The organism is Streptomyces sp. XM83C (assembly GCF_023072675.1).
Taxonomy (GTDB): domain Bacteria; phylum Actinomycetota; class Actinomycetes; order Streptomycetales; family Streptomycetaceae; genus Streptomyces; species Streptomyces thermocoprophilus.
Genome location: NZ_JALLGL010000082.1, coordinates 1 through 21507 on the forward strand (window position 1 = coordinate 1; position 21507 = coordinate 21507).

At 73.6% G+C, this 21507-nt stretch carries 18 protein-coding genes and 3 pseudogenes; 14 read left to right on the forward strand and 7 right to left on the reverse strand.

All coding sequences use genetic code 11. The annotated features are described in order from the left end of the window. Positions 1 to 31: 31 nt before the first annotated feature. The gene (locus MTQ10_RS12035) at positions 32 to 916 is read right to left on the reverse strand and encodes a LysR family transcriptional regulator (RefSeq protein WP_247465917.1); all 885 of its coding nucleotides are present in this window, start codon (positions 914 to 916) and stop codon (positions 32 to 34) included. Positions 917 to 986: 70 nt separating this feature from the next. On the opposite strand from MTQ10_RS12035, the gene MTQ10_RS12040 reads away from it, so the two are divergent. Then, complete coding sequence (locus MTQ10_RS12040; RefSeq protein WP_247465919.1) at positions 987 to 1598, forward strand: short chain dehydrogenase; 612 nt, start codon at positions 987 to 989, stop codon at positions 1596 to 1598. A 13-nt stretch (positions 1599 to 1611) separates the two neighbouring features. On the opposite strand, the gene MTQ10_RS12045 is transcribed toward MTQ10_RS12040, so the two are convergent. Then, on the reverse strand, positions 1612 to 2430 hold the full coding sequence (locus MTQ10_RS12045) for an SAM-dependent methyltransferase (protein WP_374117595.1): 819 nt from the start codon (positions 2428 to 2430) through the stop codon (positions 1612 to 1614). A 134-nt stretch (positions 2431 to 2564) separates the two neighbouring features. Here MTQ10_RS12045 and MTQ10_RS12050 point away from each other — a divergent pair, with 134 nt between their 5' ends. Both MTQ10_RS12050 and MTQ10_RS12055 read left to right on the forward strand, forming a co-directional pair. Next, a complete protein-coding gene (locus tag MTQ10_RS12050) occupies positions 2565 to 4538 on the forward strand; it encodes an SMI1/KNR4 family protein (RefSeq protein ID WP_247465923.1) in 1974 nt (657 codons plus the stop codon). A gap of 101 nt (positions 4539 to 4639) precedes the next feature. Then, entirely contained in the window at positions 4640 to 5269 is a 630-nt protein-coding gene (locus MTQ10_RS12055) for a dihydrofolate reductase family protein (protein ID WP_247465925.1), read from the forward strand. 217 nt (positions 5270 to 5486) lie between these two features. Here the strand turns inward: MTQ10_RS12055 and MTQ10_RS12060 are convergent. Further along, positions 5487 to 7399 (reverse strand): annotated as a pseudogene (locus MTQ10_RS12060) (ATP-binding cassette domain-containing protein). 539 nt (positions 7400 to 7938) lie between these two features. On the opposite strand from MTQ10_RS12060, the gene MTQ10_RS12065 reads away from it, so the two are divergent. From MTQ10_RS12065 to MTQ10_RS12090, 6 genes are all read left to right on the forward strand, one after another. Then, entirely contained in the window at positions 7939 to 8661 is a 723-nt protein-coding gene (locus MTQ10_RS12065) for a hypothetical protein (protein ID WP_247465927.1), read from the forward strand. A gap of 305 nt (positions 8662 to 8966) precedes the next feature. After that, positions 8967 to 9560 (forward strand): dihydrofolate reductase family protein, encoded by a 594-nt coding sequence (locus MTQ10_RS12070; RefSeq protein WP_247465929.1) that lies wholly within the window; start codon positions 8967 to 8969, stop codon positions 9558 to 9560. A gap of 235 nt (positions 9561 to 9795) precedes the next feature. Beyond that, positions 9796 to 10302 (forward strand): DUF2617 family protein, encoded by a 507-nt coding sequence (locus MTQ10_RS12075; protein WP_247465931.1) that lies wholly within the window; start codon positions 9796 to 9798, stop codon positions 10300 to 10302. Further along, entirely contained in the window at positions 10299 to 10700 is a 402-nt protein-coding gene (locus MTQ10_RS12080) for a DUF4247 domain-containing protein (RefSeq protein WP_247465932.1), read from the forward strand. The genes MTQ10_RS12075 and MTQ10_RS12080 overlap by 4 nt, the downstream gene beginning before the upstream one ends. 66 nt (positions 10701 to 10766) lie before the next feature. Further along, complete coding sequence (locus MTQ10_RS12085) at positions 10767 to 11204, forward strand: DUF350 domain-containing protein (RefSeq protein ID WP_247465934.1); 438 nt, start codon at positions 10767 to 10769, stop codon at positions 11202 to 11204. Between the two features lie 10 nt (positions 11205 to 11214). After that, positions 11215 to 12819, forward strand: coding sequence for a polyamine aminopropyltransferase (locus MTQ10_RS12090; RefSeq protein WP_247465936.1), 1605 nt, complete (start codon positions 11215 to 11217; stop codon positions 12817 to 12819). A 104-nt stretch (positions 12820 to 12923) separates the two neighbouring features. Here the strand turns inward: MTQ10_RS12090 and MTQ10_RS12095 are convergent, their stop codons facing one another. Then, positions 12924 to 14270, reverse strand: a complete 1347-nt coding sequence (locus tag MTQ10_RS12095) for a M28 family metallopeptidase (RefSeq protein ID WP_247465938.1) — start codon at positions 14268 to 14270, stop codon at positions 12924 to 12926. Between the two features lie 470 nt (positions 14271 to 14740). Here MTQ10_RS12095 and MTQ10_RS12100 point away from each other — a divergent pair, with 470 nt between their 5' ends. Next, the gene (locus MTQ10_RS12100) at positions 14741 to 15604 is read left to right on the forward strand and encodes an endonuclease/exonuclease/phosphatase family protein (RefSeq protein WP_374117596.1); all 864 of its coding nucleotides are present in this window, start codon (positions 14741 to 14743) and stop codon (positions 15602 to 15604) included. Between the two features lie 100 nt (positions 15605 to 15704). On the opposite strand, the pseudogene MTQ10_RS12105 reads toward MTQ10_RS12100, so the two are convergent. Beyond that, positions 15705 to 16567: pseudogene (locus MTQ10_RS12105) on the reverse strand (erythromycin esterase family protein); the annotation flags it as partial. An 83-nt stretch (positions 16568 to 16650) separates the two neighbouring features. On the opposite strand from MTQ10_RS12105, the pseudogene MTQ10_RS12110 reads away from it, so the two are divergent. Continuing rightward, positions 16651 to 17166 (forward strand): annotated as a pseudogene (locus MTQ10_RS12110) (TioE family transcriptional regulator); the annotation flags it as partial. Positions 17167 to 17349: 183 nt separating this feature from the next. Here the strand turns inward: MTQ10_RS12110 and MTQ10_RS12115 are convergent. Both MTQ10_RS12115 and MTQ10_RS12120 read right to left on the reverse strand, forming a co-directional pair. Beyond that, positions 17350 to 17778, reverse strand: coding sequence for a hypothetical protein (locus tag MTQ10_RS12115; protein ID WP_247465939.1), 429 nt, complete (start codon positions 17776 to 17778; stop codon positions 17350 to 17352). After that, positions 17775 to 18458: a helix-turn-helix transcriptional regulator gene (locus tag MTQ10_RS12120; protein WP_247465941.1), complete on the reverse strand. Its 684-nt coding sequence runs from the start codon at positions 18456 to 18458 to the stop codon at positions 17775 to 17777. Before MTQ10_RS12120 ends, MTQ10_RS12115 begins: the two co-directional genes overlap by 4 nt. A 126-nt stretch (positions 18459 to 18584) precedes the next feature. Between MTQ10_RS12120 and MTQ10_RS12125 the strand changes: the two genes are divergently transcribed. The 3 genes from MTQ10_RS12125 (at position 18585) to MTQ10_RS12140 (ending at position 20944) form a co-directional block, all read left to right on the forward strand. Then, the gene (locus MTQ10_RS12125; RefSeq protein ID WP_374117597.1) at positions 18585 to 18971 is read left to right on the forward strand and encodes a cupin domain-containing protein; all 387 of its coding nucleotides are present in this window, start codon (positions 18585 to 18587) and stop codon (positions 18969 to 18971) included. 180 nt (positions 18972 to 19151) lie between these two features. Continuing rightward, positions 19152 to 20486, forward strand: a complete 1335-nt coding sequence (locus tag MTQ10_RS12130) for a family 43 glycosylhydrolase (protein ID WP_308404560.1) — start codon at positions 19152 to 19154, stop codon at positions 20484 to 20486. 203 nt (positions 20487 to 20689) lie between these two features. After that, entirely contained in the window at positions 20690 to 20944 is a 255-nt protein-coding gene (locus tag MTQ10_RS12140; RefSeq protein ID WP_247465942.1) for a hypothetical protein, read from the forward strand. The last annotated feature ends 563 nt before the right edge of the window (positions 20945 to 21507 follow it).

The window sequence follows — 21507 nt, forward strand, 5'->3', positions numbered from 1 at the left end:
CCCCACCGCACCCCACGCGCCCCGCCGCGTCTCAGGCGCCCGCCCCGGGGTTCCGCTCGGTGAGGTGGTGCGCGATGTGCTCGCGGAACGCGGCGGCCGAGGGATGCACCTCGACAGCGGGCCAGGCGAGGTGCACGGTGACCGGTTCCGCGTCCCGTACGGGCAGATAGCGCACCCCTGGGTGCGGGTGCTGATGGACAGTGCCCTCGGCGGTCACGCCGACGGCGGCTCCGGTCGCGATGGTGGTCAGCCACTCGTCGACGCCGGGCACCGTCACCGTGCGGGGCCGGGCGTGGGCGGGCCACAGGTCGGCGCCGGTGGTGGCGGCCGTGGCGCACAGTGCCACCGTCTCGCCGCGCAGCTCGGCGAGCGCCACATCCGTCCGGTCCGCCAGGGCATGTCCGAGCGGTACGGCGGCCATGCGCCGCTCGCGGGTCAGAGCCCGGTGCTGGATGCGCTGGTCGTCGCCCGCCGGGCGGACCCGCAGGAACGCCAGGTCGGCCTCGCCGCGGCGAAGCAGCGCCGCCGGATCGTCGGCGCGGCGGATCTCCACCGGCACCTCCGGGTGCCGCTCGCGCCATGTGCGCAGCAGCGGCACGGTGTGGCTGCCCAGCGCCGCCCAGGCGAACGCCAGCCGCAGCGGGCGCGGGGCGCGCCGGCCGGTGGCGTCGGCGAGGGCGTCGTCGAGCAGGGCGAGGAGGCGGTGGGCGTCCTCCCAGAGCCGTCGGCCCGGCTCGGTGAGGTGCAGGCTGCGTGTGGTCCGCTCCACCAGGCGCACCCCGAGTCGCTGCTCCAGCTGGGCCAGGGTGCGGGAAAGGGCGGGCTGGGTGAGGTGCAGGGCGCGGGCGGCGTCGGTCAGCGTGCCCTCCTCGCCGATGGCCACCAGGGCGCGCAGATGCCGCAGCTCCACATTCATGACCGGCAAGCATAAGCGGTGCACGGGCGGCATTTCCCGGTGTGCTGGGGGCCGGTCTAGCGTGGCGGGCATGACGAACCGGCGGCAGACCGTCCTTCTGATCGGCGCGAGCGGCACCCTGGGCCGCGCCCTGCACGACACGCTGACGGCGCGCGGCCACACGGTCCGCACCGTAGGCCGCTTTTCGGGTGAGCTGCGGTACGACATCACCGATCCGTCGCGGATCGCGGCGCTGTACGAGGCGGCGGGGCCGGTGGACGCGGTGGTCAGCGCGGCCGGGACGGTGCCGTACAAGCCGCTCGCGGAGTTCGGTCCTGACGACTGGCGGGCAGCGTTCACCGGGAAGGTGCTCGGCCAGGTGGAACTGGTCCGCCAGGGCCTCGCCCATGTCGCCGAACGCGGGTCCTTCACCTTGATCACCGGTGTGCTGGCGCACGAGCCGATCGTGACCGGGGCTGCCGCGGCCCTCGCCAACGGCGCCGTCGAGGCCTTCGTGCGGGCGGCGGCGGTCGAGATCGCCCCGCGCCGGGTGAACGCGGTCTCCCCGAACGTCTTCACCGAGTCCCTGGACGTGTACGGCGACTTCTTCCCCGGCATGGGATCGGTGCCGTCGGCCCGGGTGGCCGAGGCGTACGTCCGGTCGGTGGAGGGCGCGCAGACCGGGCAGGTGTACCGGCTGTAGGCGCTTCGGCGGTCTACGGTTTGCGGGCCAGGCCCGCTGCGATCAGGTGCTCCCACACGGTGAGTTCGCGTTCCTCGCCGCTGCCCCACGGGGTGTCGACGCTCTCGGGCCGCCACAGCGGGGCGGGGACGATGCCCGGTTCGAGGATCTCCAGGCCGTCGAGAAGGGCTGCGAGTTCCTCGTCGGTGCGCCAGCGGCCACGGCCGAAGGTCTGCTGCAGGACCCTCTCCGCCTCGCGTGTCTCCTCGTTGCCGCCGGAGCGGAAGTGGCTGAGGAAGAAGTGGCTTCCGGAGGGCACCTGTTCGCTCCAGTAGCGGACGATGCCGGCCGGGTCCTCGTCGTCGTTCACATGGTGGAGGATCGCGCTGAAGATGACGGCGACGGGCCGGTCGAAGTCGATCAGCGATGTGGTGTCGACGTGGTGGCGCACGGCCCGCGGGTCGCGGACGTCCGCCATGACGAAACGCGTCCGGTCGTTCTCCTCCAGCAGCGCGCGCCCGTGCACGAGGACCTGCGGGTCGGTGTCGACGTAGACGACGCGGGAGTCGGGGGCGTGCCGCTGGGCGACCTGGTGCACGTTGTCCGCCGTGGGCAGACCGCTGCCCAGGTCGACGAACTGCCGTATCCCGGTGGTGGTGGCGATCTGCCGGATCGCGCGTGTGAGGGCCGCCCGGTTGGCGAAGGCGATGGCGACGGAACCCGGCAGGTCCCGTTTGAACACGTCCCCGATCTCCCGGTCCACGGCGTAGTTGTCCTTGCCGCCCAGGAGGTAGTCGTACACCCGGGCGATGCTGGGCCTGGTCGAGTCGATGCGGGGTGCCTCATCCGTCATGGCGATCATCTTCCCGCGACAGCCCGTCCGTCGGCCACCCTCTCGGCAGAACCGGCCGTACCGACCGAGCTGGCGCCGTCGAGGTCCGCGGGCGGCGGACGGCGTTGTCAGTGGTGGGTGGCAGCATCGCAGGCATGACGCAGACGACGGCATTCGACTGGCTTTCTTTCCTGCTGGGTTGGAGCGCGGAATGGGCTGACTCGCTCCCGGCGGACGAGGTGCGGGGCGAGGACGACGAGAGCGCCCGGCGGGAGCGGTGGCTGGGGTTCGAGCCCGCCTCCGAGGAGCGCATCGTGGCCGCGGAGCGGCGCCTGGGGTGCCGTTTCCCGCCGTCGTTCCGCGCGTTCCTGACGGTCAGTGACGGGTGGCGGCACGCCGGCGGGTTCGTCTGGCGGCTCGCGGGCACGTCCGAGGTGCACTGGCACGAGGACGAGGCGGGGCTGGCGGACACGTTCGAGGAGTGTCTGGACGAGGACGCGAGTCCCGAGGAGGTGGCCGCCGCGCGCGTGTGGCGGCGGGGCCTGCGGATCGACGTCGAATCGGACGCGATGTATGTGCTGATGGACCCGGAGGACGTCGACGCGGAAGGCGAGTGGGCCGTGTACTCGTGGGCGGGCTGGAGAGCCGCACCCCCGGAGCGGTACGCCGGGTTCGGGGCGTTCATGCGGGACATGCACCGCGAGTTCCACGCGCTGCGGGCGAATCCGGCGGACGGGGGGCCCGAGTTCGTCAACGACACGACGCGCCGGCTGGACGCGCAGGTGGATGCGGCCCGTCAGGAGGCGCTGTGCGGCCGCTGGGAGCCGGCGCTCGCCGCACTGGAGGAGGCCGCGGGGTACGGCAGGCCGAGGGCGGCCGGGCTGCGCGACCAGATCCTGCGCCTGCTGGGGCGGACGTACATGGTGTACTACGACGGTCTCGTGGCCGACCGGCGGTACGCCCCGGAGCTGCTGCCGCTGCTGGTCGCGGAGCACGCGGCGCACTCCTACCGCGACGACTCCACGCTGCGTTTCCATCTGCGGGGTGCCGACGAGGAGTTGATGTCGTCGGCGTACGCCATGCTGGCGCGGGTGCGGGCGGGGGCGTACCGGTACGCTCCGGGCGGGCCGTTCGGGCAGGCCGTCGAGCGGGCGCGGGAGCAGGCACGGTGGGGTGACACCGACGGGGCATGGGGCACGCTGCGGGACGCGCTGCCGCTGTGGGAGCCGCTGGGGCCGGACCATCTGGCGCCGCTGGGGTGGCTGGCCGATCCGCTGCTCGGGCCGCTGTTCACCGAGGAGCGGGGCCGTGAGCTGCTGGCCACGCCGCGGGCCGGGCAGGAGGGTGAGCGGCCGGCGGTGACGGCGGCGTGCGCCCCGGAGGGCCTGGCGTGGCTCGCCGAGCCGGACCCGGGCAACAACCGCAGGTGCTACCGGTTCGTGCTGGTGGAGGACGTCGCGCCCGGCGATCTGCCGCTGCTGCTCGCCGACCCGGACGACGAGGAGGGAGCGGTGCGCGAGCCCGACACGGCCGGGGCCGACGGCGCCGAGGACGGCGGCCCGGAGGGCACGGCCCTGACGGTGCCCATGGACATGTACGAGGCGCGGCAGCGGTTCCGGGCGGGGCGTACCCGGTTCTCGTCCTTCGCGGACCGTGCGCTGGTCGCGGTGGGCCGGGCCGGGGACCGCTGGAGCTTCGCCTTCGACGACGAGCCCGGCCGCTTCGACGGGGAGCGGTTCGTCTCCCCCGCCGTCGCCGCGAGCGCGGACGGCCGTGCCGTGGTGGTGTGGAGCGGGCTGCGGACGAGCTTCGGAGAGCCGTACTTCCATCTGTCGGTGGCGCGGGCCGGGGCGGAGCTGTACGCCTTCACCTACGAGGGCGGGGAGATCCGCCGCAGCGGGCGGATACCGGCGGCGCTGGACCCGGACCGCTTCTTCGGGGCCGTGGAGGACGCGGCGGCGGAGGGGCCGCTGCTGGAGGCGATCGCCGCCGAGTTCGGCGTACGGCTGCCGCGGCACGCCCTGCTCAGGGGGCGGCTGCACCGGTTCACCACCTGTTCCTGGACCCGGCCGCCGCGCGACGGCGAGACGTATGCAGTGGTCTGGATGCGATACCGGCCCGGGAGCTGACGGCGGCTGCCGGGGCGCGGGCGATGAGTTCCCGAGCCGGATGCGGTCCACCTCGTGACGGGAGATCCTGTGACGGGTGGTGCCCGGAGGAGGGCAGAGCGATGACCACACCGGTGGGCCGGGTGGCCTGCGACCTGACGGTCACGGTCGACGGGTACGCGGCCGGGACGGGCCAGAGCGAGGAACGGCCGTTCGGTGAGGACGGCGCGGACGGCTGGGGCGGCCGGCTGCACGGCTGGATGTTCGAGCAGAGCGAGGAGAACCGGGCGGAACTGGACCGGATGACGGCGGCGAAGGCGTACGTGATGGGCCGGAACATGTTCGGTCCGGTGCGGGGCGCGTGGGACCGGCCGTGGAACGGATGGTGGGGCGACGAGCCGCCCTTCCACGCCCCGGTCTTCGTGCTCACGCACCATCCACGCGATCCGCAGCCGATGGCCGGCAGCACCGTGTTCAGCTTCGTCACGGACGGCGTCGAGGCGGCGCTGGAGCGGGCGCGCGCGGCAGCCGGGGGCGGTGATGTGTCGGTGCTCGGCGGCGCGACGACGGTGAACCAGTACCTCGCCGCCGGCCTGATCGACGAACTGCGCCTGCACATCGCCCCGTTCACGCTCGGTGCCGGGACCCGTCTCTTCGACGGTGTCCCGGCGCTGGAGCTGGAGCGGACGCAGATCCGGGTGGCGAGCACGGTCACGCATGTCACGTATCGGGTGCTGTCCCGGATCCGCTGAGCGGTGCCGGCGGACGTGCTCGTCGCGGGCGGGCCCGGGAGCGGAGCGGCGCGGTGGGGTCCTCGACGCGTGCGAGGGCCGCTGCCGCGCTCCGCGCCGGCCCGTCGGGACGGTGGGACACCGGGCACGCGGCCTCGGGCCCGGCGGGGACCGGAGCAGGCGCGAGCGGGAGCGCCCGCGCCGGCAGCGGAGCGCGGGCCGACGCGGCCTTGCGCCGTCAGCGGTCCTGGGACAGTGCGAGGAGGCGTGCGAAGGTGCCGCCGGCGTGGGCGAGGTCGTCGTAGCGGCCTTGTTCGGTGATGCGGCCCTCCTCCATGACGATGATGTGGTCGGCGATCCTGGTGTTCTCCAGGCGGTGCGTGACGACGATCGTGATGCGGTCGGCGGCCTTCGCCTTCAGCGTCTCGAAGATCCGGTGCTCGCCCGCGGGGTCCACCTGGCTGGTCGGCTCGTCCATGATCAGCAGATCGGGGGTGCGGTACAGCCCCCGGGCGCAGGCGACGCGCTGCCACTGGCCGCCGGACAGCTCCACGCCGCTGAAGATCTCCCGCGCCAGCAGGGTGTCGAGCCCGGCGGGCAGTTCCTCGACGGCCTCGCGCAGCGCGACGGCGTCGACCACGTCCCACACGGGCCCGTCGTCGGCGGTGCGGGGCTGGCCGAGGGTGATGTTCTCCCGGAGCCGGAGCGGCCACTGGGCGAAGTACTGCGGGACCAGGCCGGTGCGTTCCCACACGGAGCGGGCGTCCGTCTCGGCGAGATCGACGCCGTTCCAGGTCACGCGCCCCTTGTCGGCGAGGAGGATGCCGGCGAGGAGCCGGGTCAGGGTGGTCTTGCCGGAGCCGTTGGTGCCGACGAGGGCGAGGATCTGTCCCCGGCGCAGGGTGAGCGACACCCCGTCGACGGCGGGCCGTTCCTTGCCGGGGTAGCGGTAGACGGCGTCCTCCAGGCGGACCTCCTCGACGGGGCTGTGCACGCGGGCGGTTCCGCGGTGCGGGGCGCGGCGGGCGGCCTCGTCGAAGAAGTCGGCCATGTCGCCGAGGTAGAGGCTGGTGTGGAAGACGTAGCCGGCGCTGCGCACGACCTGGGTGAGCGCGCCGAGCGTGGTCTGGACGGCGACGACCGCGGTGGCGGCGTCCGCGAGCGGGACCCGTCCGGTGGCCGACAGCCAGTACAGCGCCACCCAGGTGCCGACGAGGAACACACCGCCGCACGCCGAGGTGAGGAGCGCGATCCGCAGGGTGCGCGGGGCCGCGGCGAGGGTACGGGCGTCGGCGCGCAGGGACAGGGTGCGGTACCAGTGCAGGAGATAGCCCGTCATCGAGTTGGCGCGGACCTCGTCGGCGAACTTCGGGCTGGTGGCCCACCAGCGCATCATCCCGCGGACGTTGCGGTCGGCGATGTTCGCGAAGTGGATCTCGCGGTCCACACGGGCGGTGATGCTCCCACGCCGGCCGGGACGACGGCCAGCAGCAGGCAGGGCAGCAGCAGCGGGTCGATCAAGGACAGCACGCCGCCCGCGGTGACGAGTTTGACGACGGAGGCCACGAGCTGCTGGGCGTCGCCCACCATGACATGGGTGCGCAGTACGCCCATCTCGGCGGCCTCCTGCCGGTCGTGGAAGCCGTTCTCGTAGTAGGTGGCCGCTTCCACGTTGCACACCGAGGCGACGAGCGCCGTGTCGGACTCCGTGGTCAGCTTGGGTGTGATGCGCCGTTCCCCGTAGGCCTGCAGCGCCCCGGTCGTCCGCGCGAGGGCCGCCATGACGGCCACGACGATCAGCGCGGGCAGCGCGGCGTGCAGCCGCTCCCGCACGGTTCCGCCGGTGAGCAGGGGGCCCATCGCCTCGGCCGTCGCGGCGAGCTGGCCGGCCGCCGCGAGGCTCGTGGTGATCAGGCAGGCGCCGAGGAGGACGACGGCGGCGCGGTCGACGGCCCAGGACATCCGGGCGATCCGGGCCAGCACGGACGGGATGCGCCCGCACAGGCGGAGGAACGACATCTGCGCCATCGGATCGACGGAGAGCTGCCCGGTGTAGGTGATCTCGGCGGGCGGAGGCGGAGGCGGGGCGGACGCGCCGGGGAGGTCCGGCGAGGCGGTCGGCTGCGAGGGCAGGGACGGGCGGCCGGTCATGCCTGCCACCCCCGCTCCGGGCGTACGACGGTGCGGGCGGCGGGCGCGGCGCAGGACGGGCGCCCCGGACGGGACAGGGAACCGCGCGGGACAGGGGCGCGACGGGCCCGCTGTTCGATTACCGGCGGGGCGGGAGTGCTGCCGGGGACGGGATGCAACGGTACCTCCTGCGGAAGCGAAGGCGACTGGACGCATCATCAACTCCCCTGGTGAGACGGTCGTCACGGGTCGCGGCAAGCGAACCGTCGTACGGAGATCCGAGTACGCGGGTGCAGCCCTTGAGGGGAACGGCCCGCACGCGCGGCGACACACCGTTCGATCACCCGCACAGGGGGACGTCAGCCGGTCGGGGGATTGCCGGGGCGGCCGGGGCGGCCGTCCCCGGCGGCGCGCGGTCACGGCACGCGGCATTGCCCTGGCCGCACGGGGAAAGCGGTGTCCGGGATACCGTCGGTGCGGCAGACCGACGGCCGATGTCGGCGGCGCGGAGGGGGACTTCGCGCGGCGGAGACCGAGGGGACGGGGACGGGGCGTTTCGGATGGCGGAGACGCGAGGACCACAGGTCTCGGCGGAGCGGGACGGCGGGGCGGGCGCGGGCTCCCGCAGGGCCCGCCGCGAGCAGCAGGTGGCCGCGCTGCGCGCCCAGGGCCGGTACGGCCCCGAACTGCGCGATGTGCTGCCCGCCTTCGCCCTGCTCGGCGTGGCCGTCGTGGTGCTGGTGCTGCTGCTCGGCGTGGTGCGTCGCACGCTCGGCACGCCCGGACTGCTCGGGGGGATTCTGCTCCTGACGGCGGTCGGCGCGGTCGCGCTGCGCCTGGGGCGGGCGGCTGCCCGCCGCCGCAGGGGCCGTTACACGGCGCGGGAGCTGGCGCGGCTGGACGACCGCGGACTGGTGGAGGCGACGGCGCGGATGCTGCGGCGGGACGGCTGGAGCGTGGCCGATCTGACGCTGCGCCGGGGGCGGACGCGGCTGTCGGCGCGGGACGGGCGCGGCCGGAGTCTCGATGTGTCCTTCCGGTCGGACGCATCCGAGCAGGACGCGGGCCTCGCGGCGACGAAGGTGCAGACGAGCGGCTGGGAGGACCCCGGCCCGTCCGAGGCCGAGCCGTCCTGTCATGTCGTCGTCCACCGGGGCGAGTTCACCCGCGCCGAGGTGATGCGGGCCGCCCGGCGCGGCGACACTCGCCTCGTCGACGGCCGTCTGCTGCGGCTGTGGGCGGCGGGCACACCCCTCGACGAACTGCCGCGCGGGGACCGCTGAGACGCGGCGCGTCCGGGGCCGGGACACCCCGGCGGGGCGAGGCACGGGGCCGGCCGGGCGAGCACCTCCGCGCACGCATGGGCGGCACGGGGGCGGCCGGCCGACGGATACGCACGCGCGTGGCGTCGCCGGACCGGTCCCGTGCGCCCTTCGCCGTGGGCCGCGCAGACGCACGCGCGCGTGGCGTCGCCGCCTGCCGTTCTCCGTGCACGTGACCGCAATTGGCGTGCGGGGCGCCCGTCCGGGTGCGATGATCACGCGGGCGGTGCTCCCACCGCACCCTCACCCCGTACTCAAGGAGCCTTGTGCGCAAGCTGGTTCATCTCGTGGCCGTCACCCTGGACGGTTTCGTCGCGGGCCCGGACGGTGGGGACCCCACCGGCCCGGACGGCTTCTGGCCGATCACCGAGGACTACATCGCCCATCTCGTCGCCACGTACCCGGAGACGCTGCCCGGCCCGGCCCGGCAGGCGCTGGGTGTCACCGCGGAGGGCACCTGCTTCGACACGGTGCTGGAGGGGCGGCGCAGTTACGGCATCGGTCTCGCGGCCGGTGTGGACGACGCCTATCCGCACCTGCGTCATCTGGTGTTCTCCCGGACACTGACCGAGGTGCCGGGCCCGGCCGTGGAGCTGGTCGCGGACGACCCGGTGGCGACGGTGCGCCGGCTGAAGGAGGAGGACGGAAAGGACATCTGGCTGGTCGGCGGCGCCGAGCTGGCGGGCTCGCTGTACGGCGAGATCGACCGGCTGGTCCTGAAGGTCGCGCCGACCACCGTCGGCAACGGCATCCCGCTGTTCTCCGGCAAGGCCTCCTTCGATCCCCGCTCGTGGTCGCTCACCGACCACACGGTCCTCGGCAGCGGCGCCCTGTTCCTCACGTACGACCGCGCCGCCTGATCCGGCCGGCCCGTGCCCGCGACGCCCCGTCGGGGCGGGACGCCGCAGACGGTTGCGCGGACACGGGCCGGGTCCGTACGCGGGAGCGTCGTGCCGCCGCCTGCACACGATGCCCTCTCGCGTGACTCGGATCACAGCGGCGACCTGGAGCGACGCTTCTTGCCTCCTTTCAAGCTCATGAGCCACGTGTGCCATACTCAGCGCCGCTCGTAGCACAATCGGACCGGGGGGCCGCGTGGAGACCGTTTCCCTGCATGCCCCTTATCTGGACACGGCCGCAGATCAGCTCTGTTTCTCGCTCGACCTCGCCGAGCGCCCGGCGCTCGCCGAGCGCTCGGTCGTGGTGGGCGGGCTGGAGGTGCGGCTCAGGCTGCTGGGCGCCTCGCACCAGGTGTTCGCCGGGCCGGTACGGGAGACCGTGGCGTGTCTGCGGGACGCGGTGACCGGGCTGCCCGAGGTGTACACACGGGAACCGCCCGGCTGGCGGTACCGCTTCCGCGCCCGTACCGACCGTCTGGCTCCCGCCGATTTCACGGAGCGGGTGGACGGGATCCTCGGCCGGGTCGAGGGCTGCGAGCACGCGCTGTGCGGGGTGTTCCCCGGTTCCCCCCAGGCCCTGACCGCGGTGCTGGTCGAGACGGCGGACGGTTCGTCCGCCGCGGGCCTGGTCTGGCGCACCTGGCACACGTACCCGCAGCACGGCCAGATCGTATCGACGTACACGCGGCTGGAGGCCCGATGAACAGCGCCCGACTCGTCCGTGGAGCGGTGGCCGCCGCACTGGCCGCGGTGTTGCTCACCGCCTGCTCCAGCGACGGGGAGAACGGCGTGCCCCGCGACTGGATCAGCGATCACTACACCTCCGGCGACACCGGCTGGGTGGACTGGACGAGCGCACCGGCGCAGGTGGCCGACGAGATAGACGACCATCGCTCGGCGCTCGACCGGGCCTCCGGCGACAACTCGGAGTTCCTGCGGTACGGCGACGACATGGTGACCGTCTCCCCCTACGGCTCCGGCAGCCTCATCACGATCGAGGACTACCGCAACGGCTACCACCGGCACCGGCAGCACCTCTTCAACTGGCCCGACCCGGACAGCCAGAGCTTCCGCGGCGGCGGCCCCGGCGAAGGCAAATGACCCCGAGCCGCACCCGCACCTCCCCCGCTCCCGTCCGACTGTGACGCACCCGAGAAAGGCACCCCAGTGACCGAGATCTTCGAGTCGGCCGGCCAGGCCCTGCTGTACGGAGCGGTCGGCCTCGCCGTGATGGTCGTCGGCTTCGTCGCCCTGGACCTCGTCACGCCCGGCAAGCTCTTCCATGTGGTGTGGACGGACCGCAACCGCGGCGCGGCCGTTCTGCTGGGCAGCCAGTCCCTCGCCGTGGGCCTGGTCATCATGGAGGCCATCAAGGCCAGCGAGTCCGAGAACGGCCTCGGCCAGGGCCTGTTCAGCACCCTGCTGTACGGGCTGGCGGGCGTGCTGGTGATGACGGTCGTCGGCATCGTGATCGGCCTGCTCACTCCGGGCCAGATGGGTGCCGTCGTCCTCGACGACAACGGTGACCGGCCGCACCCCGCCGCCTGGGTCCAGGCCGGTATGTACCTGGGCACGGCCTTCATGGTCGGCGCCGCGATCTCCTAGGCCGTACGGCATGAGTGTCACCCCCGTGGACGAGCGGGCCCCCGCCGTTCCCTCGCGCTCCCCGGCCCCCCGCTTCGGCCGGGGTGCGCGCTTTCTGCTGCTGTTCGCCGTCTTCCTGTGCGCGGCCTGCGGCCTGGTGTACGAACTGGCGCTGACCGCGCTGGGCAGTTACCTCATCGGCAACTCGGTCCTCCAGACCTCCGTGGTGATCTCCGTGATGGTGTTCGCCATGGGAGTCGGCTCCCTCGCGGCGAAACCGCTGCGGCACCGGGCCGTGGGCGCGTTCGCCGTGCTGGAGGGCGTGCTGGCGCTGGTCGGCGGGCTGTCCGTGCTGGGGCTGTATCTCGCCTTCGCCTGGCTGCAGATCTACACCCCGGCGATGATCTTCGTGGCGCTGGTGGTGGGGCTGCTGATCGGCGCGGAGATACCGCTGCTGATGACGATGCTCCAGCGGATCCGGCGGCAGGAGGCCGGCAGCGCCGTCGCCGATGTGTTCGCCGTCGACTACATCGGTGCGCTGGTGGGCGGCCTGTGCTTCCCGCTGGTGCTGCTGCCGACGTTCGGTCAGCTGAGGGGCGCGCTGGTGGTCGGCGCGGTCAACGCGGTGGCCGGGGTGGTCGTGGTGGTGTTCATCTTCCGCCGGCACACCCGAAGGCGGGTCCAGGCCGGGCTGCTGGCCGGGGTGACGGCCGTGCTGGCGGTGCTGGGCGCGGCGTACGTGTTCAGCGAGGACATCGAGGTGTCCGCCCGTCAGCATCTGTACGCGGACCCGATCGTGCACGCGGAGACGACGCCGTACCAGGAGATCGTCGTCACCGAGGCGACCGCGTTCACCGGCGGTCCGGACATGCGGCTCTTCCTCAACGGCGATCTCCAGTTCAGCTCCGTCGACGAGTACCGCTACCACGAGTCGCTCGTGCATCCGGCCATGTCGGGGCGGCGCGGCAATGTGCTGATCATGGGCGGCGGTGACGGGCTCGCCCTGCGGGAGGTGCTGCGCTACCGCGATGTGCGGCACGCGACGCTCGTCGAACTCGATCCGGCGATGACCCGGCTGGCGCGGGAGTACGAGCCGCTGCGGAAGCTGAACAAGGGCGCGTTGAGCGATCCGCGGGTCGAGGTGGTCAACGCGGACGCCTTCACCTGGCTGCGGGGCGACCGGCAGCAGCGCTACGACGCGGTGATCATCGACTTCCCGGACCCGGACACGCCCGCGCTGGCGAAGCTGTACTCGGTGGAGTTCTACCATCTGCTCCGGCAGGTGCTGACGCCGGAGAGCCGGGTGATGGTGCAGAGCGGGTCGCCGTTCTTCGCGCCGAAGACGTACTGGTCGATCGTGACGACGATCGAGTCGGCGGGGTATGCGACGACCCAGTTCCAGGTGGATGTGCCGAGCTTCGGCAACTGGGGTTTCGTGCTGGCCTCGCCGGGCGGCACCGCTCCCCCGCCGCTGCGGCTGGCGCAGGACGCGCCGCGGCTGCGCTATCTGGACGACGCGGTGCTGAGGGCCGCCGCCGTCTTCCCCGTCGACCGCCGCCGGACGAAGGTGCGGGCGAGCACACTGATGGAGCCGGCCGTGCTGGACTACGTGCTGGACGAGTGGCGCAACTACTGAGCCGGACCCGCTCCGGGCGGATCCGGCTCCGGTGAGGACGGCGCGCCGTCGGGAGCGGTCCGGGCCGGTCGTCGTCCGGCCCGCCCGGCCCGCTCCGGTGTCCCTTACGGGAAGGTCAGCTTGAAGGAGTCGATGTAGCCGGTGTCGTAGCGGGCCCGGTCCTGGACGCGCAGTTTCCAGGTGCCGGCGGCGGTCTGCGAGGAGGCGTCCACGGTGTACGTGGCGTGGACGTCGTCGGCGGAGTCGGAGGGCGAGTACGGCTTCAGGTTGTGGACGGTGCCGTCGGGGGCGACGAGGTCGACGACGAGGTCACCGCGCCAGGTGTGCACGATGTCCACGCCGACGGCGAGGTCGGCGGGCGCGGCCCCGGTGATGCCGATGACGTCGACGGAGGAGGTGACGGCGGCGCCGTTGTCCGGGACGGGCACGTCGGTGGTGTTCTGGAAGACCTTGCCGGCGGGCGGGGTCGTGGTGCCGGAGGTCAGGGTCCACACCGCGTGGGCGATGGCGTCGCTGTTGCGGTCCAGGGCGGTGTCGCTGATGTTGGCGGTGGTGTCGCAGGAGGAGTGGTAGCAGCGGTCGAAGGCGGTGGCGGTGCCGCCCCACTTCTGCACCTGCGCGGACGTCTTGGTGCGGCCGGCGCCGGTGAACAGGCCGCCGACGGGTATGCCGGCGCTCTTGAAGGAGGCGTGGTCGGAACGTCCGTCGCCCTCGGTCTCGATCTCGGTCGGCACACCGATGCCGGTGAACCAGTCCTTGAACACCTTCTCCAGGGCCGGGTCGTCGTCGTAGACGAAGTAGCCGGGATTGGGTGAGCCGATCATGTCGAAGTTCAGATAGGCCTTGATCTTCGACCGGGCGGAGGGCGGCAGGTTGTTCACGTAGTAGCGGGAGCCGACCATGCCCAGTTCCTCGGCGCCCCACCAGGCGAAGCGGAGGTGCTTGCTGGGCTGATGGCCGGTGCGGGCGACGGTGAGCGCGGTCTCCAGGATCGCCGCGGACCCGGAGCCGTTGTCGTTGATGCCGGGCCCGGAGGTCACCGAGTCGAGGTGCGACCCCACCATGATCACCTGGTCGGGGTCGCCGCCGGGCAGGTCGGCGACGAGGTTGTAGCCGGTGGTGCCGCTGTACGTGAACTGCTGGACGGTCGTGGTGTATCCGGCCGCGTCGAGTTCGGCCTTCACGAAGTCGATGCTCGCTCTGAAGCCGGCCCGGCCGTGGGCGCGGTTGCCGCCGTTGGCGGCGGCGAGGGACTGCAGATCGGTGAGGTGCTGCTTGACGGCGGTCACCGGGATGTCGGGCGCCGCGGCGGCGGCCGGCTCGGCGGCGGCCGGCTCGGCGGTGGCCGGCTCGGCGGTGGCGGCGGTCGCGCCGGGGACGGCGCCGGCGAGCAGCCCGGCGAGGGCGAGGCCGGCGACCGTCAGGGCACGGTTGCGGACGGGGAGAGTCATGTGGGGCTCCGTGATTCCGTACGGGATGGGGTCCGGAACGTGCGGCACGCCCCGCGGGAACGGTGGGGGCGGGGCGTGCTGGAGCTGTGCGGTGGATGTGCGATGACCGTGCGATGTCTGGTGCGGTCGTGCGAGCTGAATGGTCGGGGAGAGCCTGACCCGCCGTCAAGAGCGATATCCGGGCAACCATGTTCGATCATCGGACGACAGGGTTCGGGGCATCCGGCCCCGATCGGGCTGCCGCAGCGGTGAGCGGACCGCGGGTGCGGACTTCGCGGCAGCGGACGCGCCCGGGAGGCCGACCCGGTGACGGCGCCCCTGCCCTCGCGGCGGGGCGCCGTCGGGCCTGCCCGGTGCGCAAAGCCCCCGGCCGGGAGCGATCTTCGGGGTTGGGTGGTGGGCGCATCCGTCCCATAACCTCGTGGTTGCACGGGTCGTACGGCGTGGGTTCCAGGTCAAGGAGGCGGTCGGTGCTCGGACGGGACACGCGGTTGCTCGCGGGCACCGTGATCGTGGCCCTCATGGTGGTGCTCGTGGGGGCCAGTACGCCCGGCGGCACCCTGTTCACGGGGGTGAGGCCCGCGACCGCCGCACGTGACGTCGTCCCGGGCCGGGTCGCGACGTGGAACCTGTGCAACCCGTGCGAGACGAGCACCGCCGACCAGGCGGCGGAACTGGCCGCGTACGCGCCGCAGGTCATCGCCTTGCAGGAGGCGTGCGAGGAGGACGTGCGGCGCATCCGCGACTATCTGAGGTACCGCTTCGGCCTGGAGTATTACGTGGAGTACGGGCCGGTGCTGCGGGACTGGAGCCGCTGCGGCGGCTGGCCGTGGCATCCGGGCGGCTTCGGTCAGGCGCTGCTGTCGGCGGCACCGATGACGGACGTGGTGAGGGCGGAGTATCCGGACGGCGGGTCGGAGGACCGCGGGTATCTCGCCGTCACCACGACGGTGGGCGGCCGTTCCGTGCGGGTCTTCGACACGCATCTCGCGCAGCGCCGCCAGGAGTCGGTCCGGGTCGGTCAGATCGAGGTCCTCGCCGAGGCGGTGGCCCGGTACGACCGCGCGATCGTCCTCGGCGACTTCAACGCCGTACCGGAGGCTCCCGAACTCGGCCCGATGTGGGAGCTGGCCGACGACGCGGACACGCGCTGCAACCCCTCGGCCGCGCCGACGGACACGTCCGGCGGGCTCTGCGAGCCGACGACCGACTGGCGGAGCAAGTTCGACTACGTCTTCCTGCGGGGGCTGGAGGCCCGGGCGCAGCAGGTGCACCGGACGTCGTACTCGGACCACGATCTCGTCCATGCCGATCTGGCCCCGGCCGTGCCGTAGACACCCGTCCACCGGCGCGCCGGCCGGTCCGTCCGGGTCGCCGGTCGAGGTTCCGGACCAGGCCTCGCGGGACCTCCGGCCGCTCTCCCCGGCGTCCGCTGACGAACAGCAGCGCGTCGCTGTCCTCCAGGCGGTCCGGGTCGAGCGGGGCACAGCCGAACCAGGGAGACGCGGGGCGCGGGACGGTCGGCGCCGAGAGCGGCGGCCAGTTCCCGCGGGTCGAGCAGGGCGCGGTCCTCGGGAAGGTCGTACAGCAGGCCTTCGAGGGTGCCGGGCGGCGGTGCTCCACGCCCTGGTGCCGGAGCGTGCCGAGGGCCGTCGCCACGTACGCGTACTGCCCGCCCAGCCGCGCCGCCGTCAGGGCGCCGGCGCTCCACCAGGTCACTTCGCCCTCCCACATCGCCATGCTGCTCAGGTGCCGCTGGAGGTGGCTGTTGTGCGCGTGGACGAGGACGGGGCCGCGGTCGGCGAGGGCGAGGAGGTTGTCGGCCATCATCCGGTCCCGCAGCCCGATCAGCCGGGTCATCCGGGACGGCGACGGGTCGGCCATGGCGGCGTGGTAGCGCAGCAGTCCGGTCGCGGTACGGCCGTACAGGCGGGCCCGGTCCCACTCGTCCGGGGAGGCGGTCGCGGTCAGCTGCGGCAGGTGGGTGTCGAGGAGGGTCGCCAGGTCGTCGGCGATCAGCCGCAGCCGGCCGGCGTCGGCGGACCGCCCGACGGAGCGGGCGGGGTCCAGCATCGCGGCGGGCTCGGTCCACCGCTCGTCCGCGCCGAGCAGCTGCTCCAGGGTGTCCGCGGCGCACGGGGGCAGGCCCGGGTCGAGGCGGGCCGCGAGGAAGGAGCGGAGCGCGGTGAGCGGCTGCCGCGGGCTCGCGGCGACGGTGATCTCCAGGGGGCCGTCGAAGCCGGCGAAGCGGACCTGCTCGCCGGCCGGCCGGCGTTGTGGGAGCGCATCCAGCGCACCGGGCAGCGGCACCCTCGACGAGGCAATGGAGCACGGCATCAGCCACGAGTGGGGCGCGTACCCGGGCAACAGGGCGGACTAGGCGTTCCAGCTGATCGACACCAGCCATGCCCAGCTGCTGGAGGACCGGCGCACTCTCGAGGCCGTGGAGAGCGCCCTGCGCGATCTGGACCCCGCCGCGTCGGCGCGGTCCGTGCCGGGCGGGGAGCACGCCGGTGCGGGCCTGTTCATCGGGCCGCTGGCGCGCCGGCTCGGCATCCGGCCCGCCACCCTGCGCAAGTGGGAGCGGGCCGGGCTGGTCCGGCCGCACCGCGATCCCGGGACCGGGTACCGCGTGTACGACGAGGCCGCGGTGCGGGACGCCCGCCTGACCCATCAGCTGCGGCGGGGCGGCTATCTGCTGGAACAGATCGCCCCGCTCATCGCCCAGGTGCGGGCGGCGGGCGGGCTGGAGCCTCTGGAGGGCGCCCTGCGCGACTGGCGGGGCCGGCTCTCCACGCGGGGCCGGGCCATGCTGAAGGGCGCCGCCGCACTGGAGGCGTATCTGCGCGCGCACGCCGACGACCCGCGTACGGCATCGGAGGGGACGGGCCTCTGAGCGGGACCGCGGGCGTGCGGTTCGTCGCCGCGAGCGCGTGCCGGGGGCATCCGGCCGGGGCGCGCCCCTGCCCCGGCCCTCTCTCCCGCCGGTCCTGTCCCCGGCCGGTCCCCTCCACGTGGCGTTCCCCGCGGCACCACGCACCGGCGACTGCGCACGGTCGGCGCCGGCCCGCCGTGGGTCTCAGGCCGCGAGCACGCTCACGCCGAGCGCGAGCAGCAGGGCGACCTTGGCCGCCTCGAGGGCGACGTAGACCAGGTGGCTGCGCGAGCGCGGCAGGTCCTCGCCCGCCAGCACCCGGTCGGACCGTCGGTTCAGGCCCGGACGGACGACGGCCAGTTGCACGAGGAGCACGACGGACACGGCCGCGGTCAGGCCGACGACCGCTCCCGACGGCGCCCCGGTGGCGACGGCCACGACGGTGACGAGGGCCAGCGCGGCCTCGGCGATGTTCAGCGCGCGGAAGACGAGCCGGCCGATGCCGAGCCCGATCCGCACGGTCACGCCGGGCGCGCGGAACTTCAGCGGCGCCTCCAGGAAGGAGATAGCCAGGACCATGCCGAGCCAGGTGAAGACGGCCGCGGCGGCGACGGCGGCGGACGCGGCGTTCATCGGGCGGCGGCGGGGACGGGCGCGAGATGCGCGAGGCAGTACTCGGGCTCGGCGAAGGGCTCCAGACGCGTCGCCGTGACCGGTGCGTCCAGCGCGGCCAGCGCCCCCTGCATCAGGCCGAGGTGCATCGGGCACACCAGGTGGCCGTACTCCTCGGCGAGTTCGAGGAAGGGGCAGTGGCGCAGCCTCAGCCGCTGCGGCGGGGCGTCGTCGTCGCTGCCGTCGGCGGCCGGGGAGAACCCGAGGTCGTCGAGGAGGGCCGTGAGCCGGGCGGTGGTCTCCATCGCGGTGGGCTCGCGGAACGGCGGGAGCGGGTCGATCAGGTAGCGGCCCCAGGCCCGGCCGGCGCGGGTCGCGGCCTCGCCCGCCGCGTCACCGTCGGCGTCGAACCTGCTGAGCAGCATCTGCGCCAGCAGACGGTAGCCGCGGGTGCCGCCGCGGTCCATGCCGCGCAGGGGTGCGTACACCGTCCGGGGTCGGCCGCGGCCCTTCGCCGCTTCCGTCCTGGCCTCGGCGCGGCCCTCGCCGACCAGCGCGTCCAGGTGGAACCGCACCGTGTTGGGGTGGACGCCGAGTCGATCGGCGATGTCGGTGACGCCGAGCGGTGTGTCGGCGGTGCGCAGCGCGTCCAGCACGGCGCCGCGGCGCGGAGACCGCGGGGGCCTGCTCTCGGGAACCATGTCCGTCGTCCTCCCGTCCGTCCTCGTTCTGTGTCGTAACGGGCCACGGCCGTCGACCGTGATTTATCACAGATGCTACATGTGATAAATGTGGGCCATCAGCAGGGGTCGGAAAGGGGTGCCGTGGTGACGTCTCCGGCGGAGGGCGGGTCGGCGCGGGTGGCGTGCCGTGTACCGGAGCTGCTCGGTGCGGGCGGCGCGACGGGTGAGGCGACCGGAGCGCTGTGGAAGCTGGCGGAGAGCGGCCGGCAACTGGACGCCAACGTCGTCCGTCTGGCGCCGGGCACACGGGTCGCCCCGCATGTCGAGCCCGATCTGGACGTGCTGCTCGTGGTAGTCGCCGGCGACGGCATGCTCGACGGGGGTGAGGTGCCGCGGGAGCTGACGGAGGGCGCGGTGGTCTGGCTGCCGCACGGCAGCACACGCGGCATCACGGCGGGCGGTGACGGTCTGGCGTATCTCACCGTGCACCGCCGTCGCCCCGGCATGCAGATCCGGCGCCGTACGGGCTGACTCGGGGTCACGCGCCGGGACAGCCGGGGCAGGCCGGGGACAGCGAGGGACAGCCGTTCTCAACGCGCCGCTCCCGGTGTTCGCTCCCAGGGGTGAACGACGCCGGTGGCGCCCGGGCGCGTGTGGTGCGGGCGCCGACCATGGGCAGTGATCGTTTCCCGACGTCCTCTGGGGAGTCCCGTGTCACTGCACCGCCTCATGGTCCGGGCCGCCACCGGCATCGGACTGTTCGCCGTCACCGCCGCGCTGTGCGCCGTGGCCCCGGCGGCGGCACCCCCGCGCACGCCCGTCCTCGACGCCGAGTTCGCCGACCCCGACATCGTGCGGGCCGGCGGCGTCTACCACGCGTACGCCACCAACGGGGCCGGCAAGCACCTCCAGCACGCCACCTCCCGTGACCTGACGCACTGGACCCTCGACGACCGGGACGTGCTGCCCCGGCTCGGCGGCTGGGCCCTCGAGGACATGGGCAAGGTCTGGGCACCGGAGGTGTTCGCCCGGGACGGCGGCTTCACGATGTACTACACCGCCCGCGACGCCGCGCGCGACAAGCAGTGCGTCGGCGTCGCCGTCGCCGCCTCCCCCGACGGGCCCTTCCGGCCCGTCGGTGACGGGCCGTTGGTGTGCCCGGCCGAGCAGGGCGGCGCGATCGACCCCGCCATGTACACCGAGGGCGGCCGGCGCTATCTGCTGTGGAAGAGCGACGGCAACTGCTGCGGGATGGACACCTGGATCCACCTCCAGCCCGTCAACGCCGACGGCACCCGCACCACCGGCGACGCCGTACGACTGATCAAGCAGGTGGAGCCGGAGCCGGGCGACGGGAAGCTCGTGGAGGCACCCACCCTGGTCCGCCGTCAGGGCCGTTACGTGCTGTTCTACTCGGCGGGCCCGTACAGCAACGACGCCTACCGCACCGGCTACGCCACCGCGGAGCACCTGACCGGGCCGTACACGCACGCGGCGCAGCCGCTGATGACCACCGACAGCTTCTCCCGCACGGTGCTGGGCCCCGGCGGGCAGGACGTCGTCACCGGACCGGAGGGCCGTGACCGGATCGTCTTCCACGGCTGGAGCGGCACCCGCCGCGTGATGTACCTGGCGGAGCTGGGGTTCACCGACGGGCGGCCCGTCGTCCGCGGCAGCAAGGTCCGGTACGAGGCCGAGTCCGCGACCGTGCACGACGCCGTCGTCCGCGAGGCCCCCGAGGCGTCGGGCCGCCGTGTCGTCGGGAGGATCGACCACCCGGACAGCTGGGTCGAGTTCACCGTCCTCGCGGCCTCGCCCGGGCCGCACACCCTCACCGTGCTGTTCTCCAACGGCTCCGCCGACGGCGCCGGCCACGCCCTCGCCGTCAACGGACGCGACGCGGGCAGTGTGGGCTACCCGTACACCGGCTGGGGCGAGTGGAGGACGGTGGAGACCACCGTCCAGCTGCGGGCCGGACGCAACACCGTGCGTCTGACCAAGGGCGCCCACTACACCGAGATCGACGCCGTCGACATCACCTGGTGAAACCCGTCCCGGGAGGCGTCCCCGCGTCCCGGGACCTGCCCGTCCCCGCAGGCCAGAGGCCCGGGAATCCCGACATCGGGGAAGCGACCGGGACCGGCTTGTACCGATCTGTCACACCCTCGCAGACTCCTCTCACCGGCCGCCGCCGAGACGACGGACGGCCCGGAACCGCAAGACCCGAACCAGCAGGAGGAGAAAGCGACGTGACGCTCAAGCAGCGCATCGCCGCCGGCATCGCCGCCGCGGCCCTTTCCATCGGAGGGGCGGCGACCCTCGCCGCCCCCGCTTCGGCCGCACCGCTCGACGGCCCGCCCGGGACCGTCTGGACCGGCAAGAAGTTCTGGTCGTTCACGGCCTGCACGGCCGCGGGGACCGACCTCGTCGGCACCGGCAGGTGGGCCGACCCGTTCTGCGACGGGAGCGGGCTCATGTACGACCTGTGGGCGCGCCCGCTGTAAGCCGCCGCCCCCGGCGGCCGGTACGCCGGCTGCGGGCCGCCGCTCCCCCGGGGCCGTGTCCGACGGCCCCTCACCTTCCGCCTCCGGGCGGGCTCTCGCGGTGACCGGGCCGTAGGGCGCGCCTGCCTCACCGCCCGCCTCGGCCGCACGAGTCCGTCGCGCGGCAGGCCGGCGGCCGCGTCGCCGGCCTGCCGGTCACAGGCCTGCCCTTCCTGCGGGCCACCTTCGCGGCATGCCCGTCGCGGCACCTTTGCGCCGGGCGCCGCGCGGCCCGCACCTCTCACGCGTCCGTTCCGCCGAGCCCTGTCCGGCCGTCTCCCGCGGGTCCTTTCGTCCGGCCTCGTGCGATCAGCTTGCCGCGAGGCCTTTCCTCCGGCCCGGCCGGCCGGACCCGTCGCAAGTCCTTCCTCGCGGGCCGAGAAGGCCCGCTGTCCGAAAGCAGGGAACACCCATGTCCATCCGTCCGCTCCGCCGTACCCGCGACCGCCTCGCCGCACCCGGCCGGCCGGGCCGGAGGAAAGGCCTCGCGGCAAGCTGATCCCACGAGGCCGGACGACAGGACC

Bases quoted from the DNA above. Each gene is read 5' to 3' on its own strand.
- MTQ10_RS12045 (WP_374117595.1), bottom strand. From the start codon at position 2,430: ATGACGGATGAGGCACCCCGCATCGACTCGACCAGGCCCAGCATCGCC.
- MTQ10_RS12095 (WP_247465938.1), bottom strand. From the start codon at position 14,270: ATGACTCTCCCCGTCCGCAACCGTGCCCTGACGGTCGCCGGCCTCGCC.
- MTQ10_RS12035 (WP_247465917.1), bottom strand. From the start codon at position 916: ATGAATGTGGAGCTGCGGCATCTGCGCGCCCTGGTGGCCATCGGCGAG.
- MTQ10_RS12055 (WP_247465925.1), top strand. From the start codon at position 4,640: ATGACCACACCGGTGGGCCGGGTGGCCTGCGACCTGACGGTCACGGTC.
- MTQ10_RS12080 (WP_247465932.1), top strand. From the start codon at position 10,299: ATGAACAGCGCCCGACTCGTCCGTGGAGCGGTGGCCGCCGCACTGGCC.
- MTQ10_RS12120 (WP_247465941.1), bottom strand. From the start codon at position 18,458: ATGGTTCCCGAGAGCAGGCCCCCGCGGTCTCCGCGCCGCGGCGCCGTG.
- MTQ10_RS12065 (WP_247465927.1), top strand. From the start codon at position 7,939: ATGGCGGAGACGCGAGGACCACAGGTCTCGGCGGAGCGGGACGGCGGG.
- MTQ10_RS12090 (WP_247465936.1), top strand. From the start codon at position 11,215: ATGAGTGTCACCCCCGTGGACGAGCGGGCCCCCGCCGTTCCCTCGCGC.
- MTQ10_RS12050 (WP_247465923.1), top strand. From the start codon at position 2,565: ATGACGCAGACGACGGCATTCGACTGGCTTTCTTTCCTGCTGGGTTGG.
- MTQ10_RS12040 (WP_247465919.1), top strand. From the start codon at position 987: ATGACGAACCGGCGGCAGACCGTCCTTCTGATCGGCGCGAGCGGCACC.
- MTQ10_RS12115 (WP_247465939.1), bottom strand. From the start codon at position 17,778: ATGAACGCCGCGTCCGCCGCCGTCGCCGCCGCGGCCGTCTTCACCTGG.